This is a genomic window from Anabaenopsis arnoldii (assembly GCF_028331025.1).
GTDB classification, from domain to species: domain Bacteria; phylum Cyanobacteriota; class Cyanobacteriia; order Cyanobacteriales; family Nostocaceae; genus Anabaenopsis; species Anabaenopsis arnoldii.
The window spans coordinates 1-15,147 of the sequence record NZ_JAQMUH010000073.1; the positions used below are offsets into that span (position 1 = coordinate 1).

Here is a 15,147-nt window from a genome sequence, read left to right on the forward strand (position 1 = left end):
AGTAAGCTTTCAAGGTTTAGCCAACCTCGATAAGTTAATTGCTGCGTTTAAATCCCTGTCCATTGAATGACCACAACTTCCACAGTTGTAAATTCTTTCTTTTAGTGGCATATCTTGGATATGCCCACAATTTGAACAGGTGTTTAAACATAAATACACTTATAGGTTTGTAGATAAGTGTATAGGTTTGTCTATTTAATTGTCAACTAGGCTACTACTCCTTCGAGGTTATACCTTACTTACATCTCGTTCATAAATTACCAACCTCTTGACAAAAAGTAATAGATAGCCTCGAAGGACAGGGTTTAGCGGTGAGGTATTTTCAGGAGTATGTCACATTTGCAACAATTTAGCGAGGATCTGGGGTAGTGGTAGGACAATAATTACTAACAATCCCATGGCCATCAATCCTAAAATGTCACGTTTATTATCCAGTTCGGTGACATCATTCAAAGCCGGTTCATCAATCAAGGGGATCAAGAATAAGATAATTGCCCACAGCAAAAATCCTGACTGCACCAAAGAAAGTATTAGCAGTAATAAGCGAGAAATTTGACCGATGACCATGGCGGTTCTTTGCCCAAACATCGCATGGACAATGTGACCCCCATCTAATTGTCCCACGGGCATCAAATTCAAGGCTGTGACGATTAGCCCCAGAAAACCGGCTATGGCCAGGGGATGAAGGTTAATTGCTGATGTTGAGGTTAACTGGCTCCCTAATGCTAACTTAGATAGCAATGCTAATAAAATAGAAGATTTGGGGTTGAGAGCTTCCGGGTTGAACAGTCCTGCTTGGTCAGTCAGAGGAACCAATTCCGAATTCACCAAACCCCATAATAGTATAGGTAGAGTGATGACAAAACCTGCCAATGGCCCCGCAATGCTGACATCAAATAAAGCTTTGCGGTGAGGAACAGGACTACGCATTTGAATAAATGCGCCAAAGGTGCCCAAAAAGAAGGGGAGGGGTATAAAATAAGGCAGAGTTGCCCGAATTTGGTAGTACCGCGCCGTCAAATAATGACCCAGTTCGTGGATGCCCAAAATAGTCATCAGACCTAGGGAATAGGGTAATGCTTGCCAGAATATCCTGGGGTCAGATACTAATTGTTGTGGGTCAGAGCCGGCGATGCTAGCCCCCACTAGAGTAGTAGTAATTAAAGTGGCTACTAGCAAAAATAAAGCGAATCCTGGGCGTGTGATCTTCTGTGGCTGACTAGGATTTCTAGCGGATTGAGTGTTAGGTACAAGGATAAAGAAAGGTTTACCATTGAAACCCTCTTGGAAAATCAGCAGAAAGCGATCGCCAAATTCCGCTTCTATATTGGCCTTAATCTGCTGATAAGCTTGAGTAGGTGTAGTTCTGATCTGGCCCCGACAGATAATCGCCTGGGGTTTGTACTCAATGTTGTGGATGTAGTATACAGACCAGGGAAAACAATTTCTCAATTGAATTTCTTCGGTTGGTTCAATGGGTCGCACTGGTACTGGTTCTGCGGTAGGATGGATTGCCGATTGTGATCTAATATCTTGGGGTTGAGTGGGTGTATTTCTGGGCTTTCTCCGACCCCATTCCAACAACACCCAGTATAACAGAACGCAGATAATTGATGGCCAAATAATCAGTGATGATGGCGGCGGTTGTTCGGTTCCATAAATCAGAGTCCATCCGCTCAATATCAAAGCTGGACTCATTAACACCAACCACAGCAACCAGACTGGAGTCTGGGTGATCTGAGCGACGCTGCGCTGCACTATCAGATAAGTAGCTATTCCCAGTAGGAGAAGGAACCAAAATGTCATGTGATTTTCAGTAATTTGGCAGAAATGTCTTACTCCCGTGTTGTCACCATAGCCTTCTCCTGGGGAGAACCTGCTGAGGAAACACACCCGGTTGACTTTGAACCCGATTCCATAACAGTTAACAGAACTTAATTAATTGAAAAATAAGTTCAATTCTGTCACCTAATTTTCCACACTTTCGGTTTTTACTCATGTGCGCCTTACCTCAACAGCCAAATCAGACAGCGAAGCCACCACGTCCGGTGCTAGATAGGATCTTTGCCTTCCCGCCCAATCGGGACACATTAGGGGGAACCTCTTATCTTATTGTAGGAAATGAGGGCAATATTCTCATAGATTCTCCGGCTAATGACCCCATAAATCAAGATTTTTTGCGATCGCATGGTGGCGTGCGTTGGTTATTTCTGACTCATCGAGGTGCTATTGGTAAAACAGCACAAATTCAGCAAACCTTTGGTTGTGAAGTTCTGATTCAAGAGCAAGAAGCCTATTTACTACCTGGATTAACCTTGACCACCTTTACCCAGGAATTTAGACTTAATTCCACAGCTGAAGTGATTTGGACATCTGGACATTCTCCCGGTTCATCTTGTTTGTACTACAGTGATTTGGGGGGGGTGTTATTTTCCGGTCGTCATTTAGTACCTGACCCCACAGGGGAGCCAGTAGCTTTTCGCACACCTAAAACCTTTCATTGGTCCAGACAAATTAAAAGTTGGCAATTACTCCGAGAAAGGTTCACAGCCGAAACACTCCAGTATATTTGTCCCGGTGCTAACACAGGTTTCCTCAGAGGAAAATATGTAATAGATAATGCTTACCAACGCCTTGTTAATACCTGTGTTACCATGAGTGCCGCCCCTGTCTCAAGTAACTGATAATTCACGTGTTAATTAATCAATCAGCTCCCCGACTTGTGCAAGAAATCGGGGAGCTATCTGGGAGTTTGTGTTAATTAACCCCAGTATCGACCCCAGCAAATACAGAAGTTGTTTTCAATAATTCCAGCGCCCCTTGATATTGCAAATCGTCTGGGGTAGCAATTTGTGTGCGGGTAATGGATTCTTGGGAAATCACCTGATCTGGGGTAATTCCTAATTTATTAATATCCCGATGTGATGGTGTTTCGTACTTAGCAATGGTCACTGCCAAGCCAGAACCGTCGGATAATTCAAACAGAGACTGAATTAGACCCTTACCAAAAGTAGTTTCCCCCACCAAGGTAGCACGATGGTTATCTTGCAGCGCGCCGGCGAGAATCTCACTAGCACTAGCGGTACCTTGATTTACCAAAATCACCAGGGGGTCATCTGTCAAAGCCGGGCCAAAGGATTCAAAACTGCCCTGAATGCCCTGGCGATTGACGGTGTAAACTATAGTACCGGAGTTCAACCACAGACGGGCAATTTCAATTCCTGATTGTAATAACCCCCCAGGATTATTCCGCAAATCTAAAATATAGGCAGCCGCGCCTTTTTTCTCTAGACTAGAAATAGCATGGGCTAATTCCATAGAGGCGTTAGCGTTGAATTGAGTTAGACGCAGATAGCCAATGGGGGTACCTTGGGGAGAAAAGCGTAGGTCTGCGACTACAGGATTCAGCTCAATGCGATCGCGTACTATTTTCACCTCTTGTTCTGCGCTATCATCCCGTGAAATCAAAAGTGTCACAGAACTACCAATCGGACCGCGCATTTTGGCAGCTGCCTCGTCAAGAGTTAAATTATCTGTAGAAAGCCCTTCGATTTTCACAATGCGATCGCGGGGTTTAATCCCTGCTAAATCTGCTGGCGAGTTCATGATAGGAGTCACCACTTCCAGCTTACCGGTTTCGGGATTGATAGCAATTTGCAACCCTACCCCAGTCAGTTCACCAGAAGTATTCACCTGCAAACTGCGGTACTGCTCGGGGTCTAAAAACCTTGTAAACGGATCCCCCAGAGTCTGGAGCATTTTCCGAATCGCTGCATAAGCAGCTTCTGGGTTTTTTATTGGCTTCTCCAGAATCTTTTGCCGCACCGCAGACCAATTTTGATGATTAAATGTCTCATCCAGGTAATTGCGATTGACAATTCGCCAAACTTCTGAAACTAATTTCTGCTCATCCGTCAAAGCCGCGGCTGGTGGGACAAAAGCCCCCACCACCAACCAAAGAGCCACTAGCAATGAAAATCCCAGCCGAAAAACCTGTTTTTGCATGAACCGCATTTTCAAAATCCACTTGCTCCCAAATTTGCCCAACAATACTGAGGAAAAATGCCTATTTACCTCATCGTTGATGAAATCTATCTCTCAACTATGTTACTTTTTTTATAGAAGTGGTGCATTCCTCTCATCAAGCTCTTGCTATGACTGAGGGGCTGCATTTCACCCAGGAAACGATAAGATCGACTTGGTGGCGAGCATTTGTGGTGTTAGCTTGCCAAGAGAACGCAATATATTCCATATTTACAGAGTGTTAAGTTTTCCAAAAATTCTGATCACTCTGCTCAAAGCGAAAGTAACTCCTCTTTGTGAAAATCCCAAAATAGTTAATTGGGAGATTAATCAACCGCAACCGATTTTTAGGAACTTGAGATTGTATGGCCAACGTTTATGACTGGTTTGAGGAACGCCTAGAACTTCAGGCCCTCGCTGATGACGTGACTAGCAAGTATGTCCCTCCCCATGTCAATATCTTTTATTGCTTGGGCGGAATTACCCTGGTTTGCTTTCTAATTCAGTTCGCCACTGGATTTGCGATGACGTTCTACTACAAGCCCACTGTAACTGAAGCTTATGCCTCGGTACAGTACATTATGAATGAGGTCAATTTCGGTTGGCTGATTCGCTCCATCCATCGCTGGTCTGCCAGCATGATGGTGTTAATGATGATTTTGCACGTCTTCCGGGTATACCTCACCGGTGGTTTCAAAAAGCCCCGGGAATTAACTTGGGTCAGCGGTGTGATTCTAGCAGTCATCACTGTTTCTTTTGGTGTGACAGGCTACTCCCTACCTTGGGACCAAGTTGGTTACTGGGCGGTAAAAATCGTCAGCGGCGTACCAGAAGCAATTCCGGTAGTTGGCGTTTTTATTTCTGATATGTTACGCGGTGGTTCTAGTGTGGGTCAAGCAACCCTGACTCGCTACTATAGCGCGCACACCTTTATACTGCCTTGGTTAATTGCGGTGTTCATGCTGTTCCACTTCTTGATGATCCGCAAGCAAGGTATTTCCGGTCCTTTGTAATCCCTTAAAGCCACAATGGGAAAAGGCGACGGCTTTGAGTTCCCAGATGCAAATGTTTGTTTTAAACTTATGAGAAATCAGCAATTCATCGCTCATAAGCGACAATAAAAACAAAGATTTGTATTTGAAGCTCAAAGCTATAGATACCCCCCCTTAGGGTAAGCCTCATAGCTCATGGCTTTTACAAATGCTTTAACTGAATTTGAGCAGGAGAGCGTATTTAAATATGTCAACGCAGAAAAAACCCGATCTGAGTGATCCTCAGTTAAGAGCTAAACTCGCCAAAGGCATGGGCCATAACTACTATGGTGAACCCGCTTGGCCTAATGACCTACTGTATGTATTTCCCATTGTGATTATGGGTTCATTTGCTTGTATTGTGGCTCTAGCTGTGCTAGATCCCGCAATGACAGGTGAACCAGCTAATCCTTTCGCCACCCCCCTGGAAATTCTACCAGAGTGGTATTTGTATCCTGTATTCCAGATTTTGCGATCGCTTCCTAACAAACTTTTAGGAGTGTTAGCAATGGCTGCTGTACCCCTGGGCTTAATCCTCGTTCCCTTTATTGAGAACGTGAATAAATTCCAAAATCCTTTCCGTCGTCCAGTTGCAACTACAGTGTTCCTCTTTGGTACATTAGTAACTGTATGGTTAGGTATTGGTGCTGCTTTACCATTAGACAAATCTTTGACATTGGGATTGTTCTAAACTAAGTAGCAAAACTTCTTTGACACCTGTAGTTTGAAGATCATCCTCCAAAATTAGCATTTGATATTCAGAACTGCTGAACCGCTCAAATTTGATTTGACAGATGCTGGTAATTCTGGCGGATGTGATTTTGAAACTTACAGGTGTCAACGTAAAATTACGCGCCAAACAGCTGATGGGCGAGGCGATATCAAAGTAACTAGGACTGCGATCGCTGCTTGAACCCAAAATCAATCCCCCGTGATTTATGCGGGGGAATGCCTCCATGAAATTATATTTAAGTCAAGGTCAATGCTTAGCATAGTGCAGCACGACCATCTGGCGGTAAAGAGCGAACTCAAGCTCCTAAACTACGTACAACAATGGTTTGAGCAATTTTGTCTCACATATTTGTCTCAATTGGGCTGGTCACAAAGCCAACTTTATCGCCTCAACTTAGCATTAGCAGAGGGTTTTACCAATGCAGTTCGTCACGCCCATAGTGCTTTACCACCAGAAACTACCATAGAAATTGAAGTGAGTCTATGGATTGACAGACTGGAAGTGAGAATTTGGGATCAAGGAAAACCTTTCAATCCTGATGCGATCGCAGAGCCACAGCCGGGTACACTCCAAGTAGGTGGATATGGATGGTTTCTGCTGAGAAGATTGGCTGACCATGTTGTCTACGAACGCAGTGCTGATGGTAAAAATTGTTTATTAATACTCAAATACGCCAGAGAAAACTAGATATTTTTACCCTGGAATCGGGTATAAGCCCATAGTGCAAAACTCAATTAATATTTCTTGACCTTTGGTGGTTGACCGTGGGCTTTTGACCCGGCATTAAAATCGCTATCCTAGAGGGAGAGCAAGAAAATAATTGCAAAAATGAGCCTTAAATCTTTGGAATTGAGTCTGGAAAAACTGCGACCTTGGCTGACCATGTTAGCAGTTTTCTGGTTGCTAGCATCACTAGGCTTAGGCTGGCTGGTAAATTCGTTGTTAATTATCTTTGGTTTGCTGTTATTTACACCCGTTGTCGCCTTCTTCGGCTTGCGCTGGTGGCTACAACGCAATTTAGTAACTGACCAATGTCCCGTCTGTAATTATGAATTTTCAGGTTTAAATAACACTCAGGTGCAGTGTCCTAATTGTGGAGAGCAATTGTCAGTAAAACAAGGACATTTTCAGCGCTTCACACCAGAAGGTACAATTGATATTCAAGCGATCGAAGTCCCAACTAAATCACTCAAAGAACAAAAGTAACCCAGATGGACACCCTATAAAAACTTTACCAGTAAATTAAGTCAAAATTTTAACTCTCAAAAGTTATGTTACAACCACAACATAACTTTTATCTTTACACTGGTAAACCTGGAACTTGAAGCAAATCTAATTCCCGTTTAAAAATTTCATCAATGGGTAACATTTGCCCATCAGTGGTCATAAACTTATGGTCTTTTGTCGCCCGGATAATTGAACCATCTGCTAAAGAATATTCAAATAGTTGTTGTTCTCCCCGATCATGCCACTGTAGAATAGGTTGGGTATAAACATTGCCATTTTGATCAACACTATAAACATGACATTCCAGACACTTGTGGACAATTTCCCCAATGGGAATCAACCCATATTCCACCGTTAAAACCTGCGTATCATAGCTCAAACAATATTCGGCAAACTTTAACATTTGCTCAAACAATTCCTCAGCTACTTGTTTTTTAACTCCATTCTTCGCCGCACCATCAACAAACTTTTCCCGCTGCTTTTGCATTTCTGCAACCTTCTTTTTACCCATAGCGCGACGCAATAAGTCAGCTTGTCCTAGGGAATATCCAGCCATATCTTGAGCAATTTTCATAATTTGCTCTTGATAAACCATAATTCCATAGGTTTCATTCAGTATGGGTTCTAGAAGAGAATTTTGGTAATCAATCACCTCGCGCCCATGTTTACGGTTAATAAACTTAGGAATGAGTCCCGCATCTAGGGGTCCGGGTCGATAGAGTGCCAAAATAGAAGAAATATCTTCAATATTGGAAGGCTTTAAATCTCTGACTATCTGACGCATCCCTGAAGACTCTAACTGAAATATTCCTTCTAAATCCCCAGCTTCTAAAAGTTCATAGGATTTTTTCACATCTTTGGGTAAAGTTGTATGTTCACCCTTAGCTAATATTTTTTGAGATTTTCTTTCCTGACGTGTAATTTCATCTGGGTCAATGCGATAACCTCTGCTTTGTTCAATTAAATCAATTGTTTTTTGAATCAGGGTTAAGTTACGTAACCCGAGAAAATCCATTTTTAACAACCCCAGTGATTCCAAGTCTTCCATAAAATATTGGGTAATCACCGCACCATCATTATTCCTTTGCAGTGGGACAATTTCATCTAAGGGGTCAGCAGAAATCACCACCCCAGCAGCGTGGACACCAAAAGTTTTATTAGTTCCTTCAATTCGCATGGCCATATCAACCCAATGGCGGACTTGCGGATCATTATCGTATTTTTCCTTAAACTCGGGTGCTGGGGTTTGGTCGGAAATCATCACTTTGAGTTTAGTGGGTTTACCCCGGACTACGGGAATTAATTTCGCCATTTTGTCTGATTCCCCATAGGGAATATTCAATACTCTAGCGACATCTTTTAAAACGGATTTAGAGGTGAGGCGGTTGAAAGTAATAATTTGAGCAACTCTATCTTTACCATATTTTTCAGTTACATATTCAATAACTTTGTCACGTTTTTCAATGCAAAAATCTGTATCAATATCAGGCATTGATTTACGTTCGGGGTTCAAGAATCGCTCAAATAATAAACCATGGTGTACCGGGTCTATATTAGTAATTCGCATAGCATAAGCCACCAAAGAACCAGCAGCAGAACCACGACCAGGACCTACAGGAATGTTATTATCTCTGGCAAATTTGATGTAATCCCAAACTACTAAAAAGTAGGTAGAAAACCCCATGGACTGGAGCATTTTTAATTCATATTCTAATCTTTCTCTATATACTGGCTCAACTTCATTGCGGGATTTGCGGTTTAACCTTTCTAATAATCCTTGCCAAGCTACTTCTTCAGCGTAAGTGTCGGGAGTATGACCTGAAGGTATGTATGGTGTGGGAATCTGAGGTTCACCCATAATATTATAAACTGCCACTTTATCGGCAATTTCTGTAGTGGTGCTGATAGCTTCAGCAATGACATCATCTGGTAAATGGTCACGGAATAACAGTTTCATTTCTGCTGCGGATTTCAGGTATTCTGTACCGCTATAACGCATCCGTTTATCTTCACTAATTAGCTGTCCAGTTTGAATACATAGTAAAGCGTCATGTGCTTCCACATCAAAACAAGATATAAAATGAGAATCGTTAGTGGCAATAAATTTAATTCCTAATTCCCGCGCAATTTTAACAATTTCTACATTTACAATCCGGTCTTCTTGAGAGCCGTGGTCTTGAATTTCTAAATAGTAATCATCACCAAATAATTCTTGATACCACTTGGCAATTTTCCGGGCTATCTCTGGTCTACCACTGAGAATTGCTTGGGGTATTTCTCCACCTAAACAAGCACTAGTGACGATTAAACCTTCACGATATTGTTTAAGTAGATCTTTATTAATACAAGGACGAGAAAAAATTCCCTTACCTTGTACCCCTTCCAGGTGGGAAATTGTGGTAATTTTAACTAAGTTTTTGTAACCTTGAGTATTTTTAGCTAAAACAACTTGATGATATTTGGGGCGGCGTTCTTGTTTGGTAATATCGCCGTTGATGATATACATTTCGTTGCCAATAATTGGCTTAATGTTTTTACTGCGGCAGATTTTAATCAATTCTACAGCACCATACATGACACCATGATCAGTCAGGGCGATCGCTTTCATCCCCAGAGCGATGGCTTGATCGACCAACTCCGGTAGCTGACTGGCTCCATCGAGCAAACTATAGTCGCTGTGAATATGTAATGGTACAAAGGACATATAAGTCTCCAAGCAGAAGCTGATAGTACTGCAATATACCATTTAATTTCGATTTACCAGACTAGCCAGTGTAGCTAAATCTTGGGCTGCGATCGCTTTAGGCAAATGCAGCTGATAACAGTGGGATTTTCACTGTAAAAGTTGCTCCTTGTCCTTCCCCCCCACTCTCTGCATGGACAGTACCACCATGCAATTCTACTAAATGACGTACGATTGCTAGGCCTAAACCTAAGCCGCCATAGGAGCGAGTACTAGAACTATCCGCCTGGAGGAAGCGGTCAAAAACATAAGGAAGAAACTCTGGCTTAATCCCAATACCCGTATCCCGGACTTGAATTTGAGCATAACTAGTAATGTTTCGGGGTAAATTTTTGTGATCATCAATACTATGGGAAAGTTCAACTTCTACCCTACCCCCTGTAGGAGTAAACTTGATAGCATTAGATAGTAAATTCCAGATCATCTGTTGTAAACGATCCGTATCACCGGCAACTAAAAATCTAGAATGATTGTGCTGTATTCCCTGGGGAGGAATCACGGAAAATCTCAAATCAATTTCCTTAGCTTGGGCGGCTAACTGGACCGTTGTCATCGCCGACTCAATTAGGGGAACCAAATCGTAACTACAAACATTGAGATACAACTGTCCCCTAATCATGCTGGAAATATCTAGCAAATCTTCTATAACCTGGGCTTGTGTCCTAGCATTGCGCTCAATAGTTTCCATGGCCTTAGCCATTTGAGTGTCACTCAGTTTGCGAGCTCGCAGCAGTTGCACCCAACCGAGAATAGCATTCAGGGGCGATCGCAATTCATGGGATAATATACCCAGAAATTCATCCTTCATGCGGTTGGCTTGTTGCAGTTGCTCTGTTTGCAGTTGCAGAGAAGCAATTAACCTTGCCCGTTCCATGGCCACCGCTATTTGGTCACAAACTGCTTGCATCATCGCCCTTTGATTTTCACTAAAAGAACAGCAACTGCGGCTACCAAAACAAAGAGTACCCAAAACCCGTTCTGATGCTATTAACGGGTAACTATAACAAGCCTTCACCCCTAAATTCCGAATTAATTCTGTGTTTGGGTCAGTGGATTCCTGAACATTTTCTACATAAATAGGACGGCGCTCTTGGGCGACAGTACCGCACACCGATTGACCCAACGGTAACCACTCATATTTTTTAGCCACCTCCTCAGAACAGCCTGTAAAAGATGCAAGGCGAATCACCTGATGGTTCTCCTCAACTAAATAGTTAAAGTAAACATCCAAACCAATCTGCTCCGCCAGTTTTTGGTAGAAGCTGTTAATTAATGCTACTGGTTCCTGACTAGATAACAAATCATTGGCTGTGTTAAACAGCAACTGTAACCTTTTGTAACTTAATGCTTGGGCCTTTTCAATTTCCTTAAGATTAGTAATATCTTGAAAGCCTGCTACACAGGTAGCTGAATGACCGTGCATTGCTGGTATAGTATCACCAAATATCAGTACAGAGCGCACAAGGTCGCCAGTGTGCCAGTTTATTTCTAATCCATCTAAACGTTCTCCCCGGGCTACCCGCGCCCCGGGTATTTGCTCCTTAGGGATGCGATTTCCTGCCGCATCTGTGCAATAGTATGTAGTGTCATACTCTTCTACTGGTACACCTTTGGGAAACTCACCCCCTGCTAATTCATCAGCGGCTTGATTAGCAAAGGTTACCCGCCCCGTTTCAGGTTCAATAAACAGTAATGGTAGAGGCATCAGATTTAAGACTTCTTCGAGCCATTTTTGCTGATTGTGAACTGCTTCCTCTATCTGCTTACGCTCTGTAATATCCAAAAATGCCCCAACACTACCTCTACTGTTACCCTGTTCATCAAACAACGGGGCGACGTACTGCAACAACTTGACAACTTTGCCATCTTTATGTATAATATCATTTTCAGAGTCTAAAACTGTCACACCATGAGCAGCAGAATATTGCATAGGTAACTCTTCTGGTGATAGTTTTTTACCGTCGCGGTAAACTTGAAATTCTGCCGGCTGTTCTTGACTGGGGATACTCATAGCACCATATTTACCTGGTGATATCCCTAATTGTTGAGCAAGACAGGGGTTAATTCTCATAGTTTTGCACTCTGCATCTTCAGCAATACCGATACCAATAGGGATAACCTGAAATAAAGTTTGTAATTCGCTGATCCGACGTTGTAAATCTTTATTAAGTTGTACTATTTGTTCTCTTGCTTCCTGGCGATCGCTTAAGTCCAGAATAAACGCCACTGATTCTTGTCGGTTCTGTGCGAGCAACACGTAACCTACTAAAACCCGAATCCGCCGACCATCTTTGTGAATGTATTCTTTTTCATAGGGGGTACAAGCACCTCTGGGATTTTCCTGGGCTTCGGCGATACCTTGAATATCTAAATGCAAATACTCTGGTGGTGTGATATTCCGCCAATTTAATTTACCTGTGAATAAATCCTCACGGCTGTAGCCAATCATCTGTAGAAATGCATCATTGGCTTGGTGAATACCACCATAGACATCACCAAACTTAATACCAATGATGTTAGCATCTACAAAACTTCTCAGCTTTTCTTCCTGTGCTCTGAGTTGTTCTTGCGTCTCGTCGCGTTGACGTTCAATACGTGATATTACTGCTGAAGTTTGCCAAATCAAAATCGCAAAAATCACTATTAAGATGATGGCAAATAACGATATCGCAAAAGCAGCACCGTATTTCCCTGCTAATTGACCATGGAGGATCAACCAGCCTATCACTAATGGTAAAGCTATAGCTGCCGGTAACAAACGACGCGCCATCAACCCGCCATAGGTATCACTCATTACTACTGCCATAAATGCCTGCTCTGGACTTGCCCAGAGAATGCCTATACAAAGTACAATGAACTTTACGCCTGTATGTAATCCCATTGATGTTGTATATGATGGTGTGCTGGGAAACAATCCTACTTGATACATATAACCGATGAGTACCTGTGCAGAAATCACTAGTACTATCAGGGTAAAAAGTTGAATGTACCAAAAACTAAGCTGATTTGGCGATGGCGATAGGGTGCTGTTAGCCATATGGGCGGAAATTTCTAGAGCTATACCCAGAAATATAAAGTTTAAGGCACTCTCAAACCCCATTCGCCCTGGAGGGGATGTTAATACTGCAGTTGCTTGCTCCTGGAAGAGTAATTCATCAATACCAAAATTCCAGCCGAATAAATACTGAGCGAGGGTGAGTAACCCAATCAAGGTAACAGATGCTGCACAAATTCGCGAGCAGGATAAGTAAGGGATAGTAGAATGACTTTTTCTGCTGAGTTTGCTCTGCGACATCCACAAAGATATACCAGATAGCACAAAGCATAAAGCTGTATTAGGCTTCATTGTCACGAGACTGGTGTTACCGCAGGTTTTAATCAATTCAATGTCAAACAACCAGCCAAACAGCACCAGAACACCGACTAATATTGTGATTATGCTTGCAACTTGTACCACTCGTAAGCTATGTAAGCTTGGCAGTTGCAAGCGGTTAAAATTTAACATTGAAGTTTTACCACCCAACTGTCTACCGTAGTCACTGTACTTTGTTTAAAGAAATAAAACCTCACCTATATAACTAGAAAATTTCTAGTTAGGCTATATACTGTTGAGATATTTTTTATCTATCTATAGGCATATTTTTGGGATTACACAATCTACATTAGAAAAGAATAGATACAAAAACATCTATCTTGAAACATAATTTTAAAACATAAAATCATGAGAAAATATGCCCTCGGCCTGTTGTGAGAAGTCAGGGATTCACTGATTATGTTATTTCTGGTCTAAGTATTTAGTATTAATAAACACTTTATATATGTCTGTGAGCAATAAATAGGGGCAATTGATTAATTGCCCCTGGGAGTATAAAGCCTTTTTCAGGCTAATGAAGTACACATCAATTGCCTATTCCCTGTTCCGGTGTTCCCTGTTCCGGTGTTCCCTGAAACTAAAGAACTTTGTACCTCACGAGCATGGGAAATGCTATATTATTAATTTAATTTTGGCGATTCTAGGTCTTTAGCTACATAAGGGCGTGTTTTTGCAAATCCTCTAGTGAGCAGACTTCCAAAGCTCTAGAATGGGTAGCGCCAAGCACAACAGGGGGGGCGACACCAGCATCTAAAGCTTCTTGCCAACGGGCCGCACATAAACACCAGCGATCGCCTGGTCGTAGTCCAGGAAAATTAAATTGGGGAACGGCTGTACTCAAGTCATTCCCCTGGGATTTAGTAAACTCGAGAAATTCTGGTGTAACTTGGGCGCAAACAACATGCATCCCGAAATCCTGACCACCTGTATTACAAAAGCCATCGCGGTAATAGCCAGTCATGGGAGATGTACAGCAACTCTCCAGGTTGGTTCCTAGTACGTTTTTTGCCTGTGTCATAGTCAATTTTTAATTTTTGTAGTAATTTTCAGATTAAGACTCCCGTAATACATATCCCACGCCGCGCACTGTTTGAATCAGACGTTTATGAGTGTCACATTCAATTTTCAGGCGTAAGTAGCGAATGTACACCTCTATCACATTGGACTCACCCATAAAATTGTAACCCCAAACATTTTCTAAAATTTGTTCGCGGGTTAATACCTCGCGGGGGTGTTCCATTAAAAATTTTAATAGTTCAAATTCTTTCATTGTCAAGTCAATTGACCGTCCGTTATGCATAGCGCGACGGGTGGCGACATCTAAAACCAAATCCCCAAAACGTAACTGTTCTGTGGTTTCAACATCAGGCTTTAAATACAGGCGAATTAAGTTTAAAAAGTCTTCCGGGCGGTAAGGCTTGAGGACATAATCATCAGCCCCAGCTTCTAAACAAGCCACCCGGTCATCTACTGTATCCCTGGCCATGAGCATCAATACAGGGGCGCACATCCCGGCATTTCTGAGTTTTTTACACAACAAGAGTCCTGATTCTCCTGAGAGCATCCGGTCTACAACAATTAAAGCAGGTGGCCGATGGCTTTGCCCACTAGAGGCATCGCGGCAGTATTGTAAACCGCTAGCCGCATCATGGGCTAAAATCGCTTCATAGCCGGCTTCTCGCAAATCAAAGCCTAACTGATTTGCCAGACTCTCATCGGTTTCAATCACCAGAACACAGGGATTGTGAGCAATTGTCATCATTAGTTAGTAGGAATCTTGGATGGGAGATTTGAGATTTCTCAGAGATTGGGACACAGACTGAATCAAGAAAATAATTATCACAGGGGTATACAGACTAAGAGTGAGCTAGTCCTCAGCTGACTATTTTATAGACAAAACTATACTTATGTTGACAAGAATTGACATAAGTGAGTTAAGAAAATCGCCCACTTGATATATAATCCTACGATATCAAGTATTGAATTAAGACTATTGCCAACGCGAAAACCAAGCAAT

At 42.3% G+C, this 15,147-nt stretch carries 13 protein-coding genes; 5 read left to right on the forward strand and 8 right to left on the reverse strand.

Features of this window, described 5'->3' with window-relative positions; all coding sequences use genetic code 11:
• Window positions 1-9 precede the first annotated feature (9 nt).
• Window positions 10-159, reverse strand: coding sequence for a zinc ribbon domain-containing protein (locus tag PN457_RS06020; protein ID WP_271732011.1), 150 nt, complete (start codon window positions 157-159; stop codon window positions 10-12).
• Between the two features lie 174 nt (window positions 160-333).
• Window positions 334-1,806 carry a site-2 protease family protein gene (locus PN457_RS06025; RefSeq protein ID WP_271732012.1) on the reverse strand — a complete coding sequence of 491 codons (1,473 nt, stop codon included), beginning with the start codon at window positions 1,804-1,806 and terminating at the stop codon, window positions 334-336.
• Between the two features lie 191 nt (window positions 1,807-1,997).
• Between PN457_RS06025 and PN457_RS06030 the strand changes: the two genes are divergently transcribed.
• Complete coding sequence (locus PN457_RS06030; protein ID WP_271732013.1) at window positions 1,998-2,684, forward strand: MBL fold metallo-hydrolase; 687 nt, start codon at window positions 1,998-2,000, stop codon at window positions 2,682-2,684.
• Between the two features lie 73 nt (window positions 2,685-2,757).
• Here PN457_RS06030 and ctpA read toward each other — a convergent pair whose 3' ends face one another.
• Window positions 2,758-4,014, reverse strand: coding sequence for a carboxyl-terminal processing protease CtpA (ctpA, locus tag PN457_RS06035; RefSeq protein WP_271732025.1), 1,257 nt, complete (start codon window positions 4,012-4,014; stop codon window positions 2,758-2,760).
• A gap of 374 nt (window positions 4,015-4,388) precedes the next feature.
• Between ctpA and petB the strand changes: the two genes are divergently transcribed.
• Both petB and petD read left to right on the forward strand, forming a co-directional pair.
• Window positions 4,389-5,036 carry a cytochrome b6 gene (gene petB / locus PN457_RS06040; protein WP_200989569.1) on the forward strand — a complete coding sequence of 216 codons (648 nt, stop codon included), beginning with the start codon at window positions 4,389-4,391 and terminating at the stop codon, window positions 5,034-5,036.
• 226 nt (window positions 5,037-5,262) lie between these two features.
• Window positions 5,263-5,745, forward strand: a complete 483-nt coding sequence (gene petD / locus PN457_RS06045) for a cytochrome b6-f complex subunit IV (RefSeq protein WP_200989570.1) — start codon at window positions 5,263-5,265, stop codon at window positions 5,743-5,745.
• Here the strand turns inward: petD and PN457_RS06050 are convergent.
• On the reverse strand, window positions 5,713-6,012 hold the full coding sequence (locus tag PN457_RS06050; RefSeq protein ID WP_271732015.1) for a hypothetical protein: 300 nt from the start codon (window positions 6,010-6,012) through the stop codon (window positions 5,713-5,715). The genes petD and PN457_RS06050 overlap by 33 nt on opposite strands.
• Before the next feature lie 24 nt (window positions 6,013-6,036).
• Here PN457_RS06050 and PN457_RS06055 point away from each other — a divergent pair, with 24 nt between their 5' ends.
• Both PN457_RS06055 and PN457_RS06060 read left to right on the forward strand, forming a co-directional pair.
• Window positions 6,037-6,474, forward strand: coding sequence for an ATP-binding protein (locus PN457_RS06055; protein ID WP_271732017.1), 438 nt, complete (start codon window positions 6,037-6,039; stop codon window positions 6,472-6,474).
• A gap of 141 nt (window positions 6,475-6,615) precedes the next feature.
• Window positions 6,616-6,993, forward strand: coding sequence for a hypothetical protein (locus PN457_RS06060; RefSeq protein ID WP_271732019.1), 378 nt, complete (start codon window positions 6,616-6,618; stop codon window positions 6,991-6,993).
• A gap of 94 nt (window positions 6,994-7,087) precedes the next feature.
• Here PN457_RS06060 and PN457_RS06065 read toward each other — a convergent pair whose 3' ends face one another.
• The 4 genes from PN457_RS06065 to nblR form a co-directional block, all read right to left on the reverse strand.
• The gene (locus PN457_RS06065) at window positions 7,088-9,718 is read right to left on the reverse strand and encodes a DNA polymerase III subunit alpha (protein WP_271732021.1); all 2,631 of its coding nucleotides are present in this window, start codon (window positions 9,716-9,718) and stop codon (window positions 7,088-7,090) included.
• Between the two features lie 97 nt (window positions 9,719-9,815).
• Window positions 9,816-13,262 (reverse strand): ATP-binding protein, encoded by a 3,447-nt coding sequence (locus PN457_RS06070; protein WP_271732023.1) that lies wholly within the window; start codon window positions 13,260-13,262, stop codon window positions 9,816-9,818.
• Window positions 13,263-13,782: 520 nt separating this feature from the next.
• The gene (locus PN457_RS06075) at window positions 13,783-14,148 is read right to left on the reverse strand and encodes a DUF2237 family protein (protein ID WP_271732024.1); all 366 of its coding nucleotides are present in this window, start codon (window positions 14,146-14,148) and stop codon (window positions 13,783-13,785) included.
• Window positions 14,149-14,181: 33 nt separating this feature from the next.
• A complete protein-coding gene (gene nblR, locus PN457_RS06080; protein WP_271732026.1) occupies window positions 14,182-14,889 on the reverse strand; it encodes a response regulator transcription factor NblR in 708 nt (235 codons plus the stop codon).
• Window positions 14,890-15,147: the final 258 nt, after the last annotated feature.

Excerpts from the sequence above, each read along its gene's own strand:
- PN457_RS06025 (WP_271732012.1), bottom strand. The coding sequence starts at position 1,806 with ATGACATTTTGGTTCCTTCTCCTACTGGGAATAGCTACTTATCTGATA.
- PN457_RS06030 (WP_271732013.1), top strand. The coding sequence starts at position 1,998 with ATGTGCGCCTTACCTCAACAGCCAAATCAGACAGCGAAGCCACCACGT.
- ctpA (WP_271732025.1), bottom strand. The coding sequence starts at position 4,014 with ATGCGGTTCATGCAAAAACAGGTTTTTCGGCTGGGATTTTCATTGCTA.
- petB (WP_200989569.1), top strand. The coding sequence starts at position 4,389 with ATGGCCAACGTTTATGACTGGTTTGAGGAACGCCTAGAACTTCAGGCC.
- petD (WP_200989570.1), top strand. The coding sequence starts at position 5,263 with ATGTCAACGCAGAAAAAACCCGATCTGAGTGATCCTCAGTTAAGAGCT.
- PN457_RS06050 (WP_271732015.1), bottom strand. The coding sequence starts at position 6,012 with ATGGAGGCATTCCCCCGCATAAATCACGGGGGATTGATTTTGGGTTCA.
- PN457_RS06055 (WP_271732017.1), top strand. The coding sequence starts at position 6,037 with ATGCTTAGCATAGTGCAGCACGACCATCTGGCGGTAAAGAGCGAACTC.
- PN457_RS06060 (WP_271732019.1), top strand. The coding sequence starts at position 6,616 with ATGAGCCTTAAATCTTTGGAATTGAGTCTGGAAAAACTGCGACCTTGG.
- PN457_RS06065 (WP_271732021.1), bottom strand. The coding sequence starts at position 9,718 with ATGTCCTTTGTACCATTACATATTCACAGCGACTATAGTTTGCTCGAT.
- PN457_RS06070 (WP_271732023.1), bottom strand. The coding sequence starts at position 13,262 with ATGTTAAATTTTAACCGCTTGCAACTGCCAAGCTTACATAGCTTACGA.
- PN457_RS06075 (WP_271732024.1), bottom strand. The coding sequence starts at position 14,148 with ATGACACAGGCAAAAAACGTACTAGGAACCAACCTGGAGAGTTGCTGT.
- nblR (WP_271732026.1), bottom strand. The coding sequence starts at position 14,889 with ATGACAATTGCTCACAATCCCTGTGTTCTGGTGATTGAAACCGATGAG.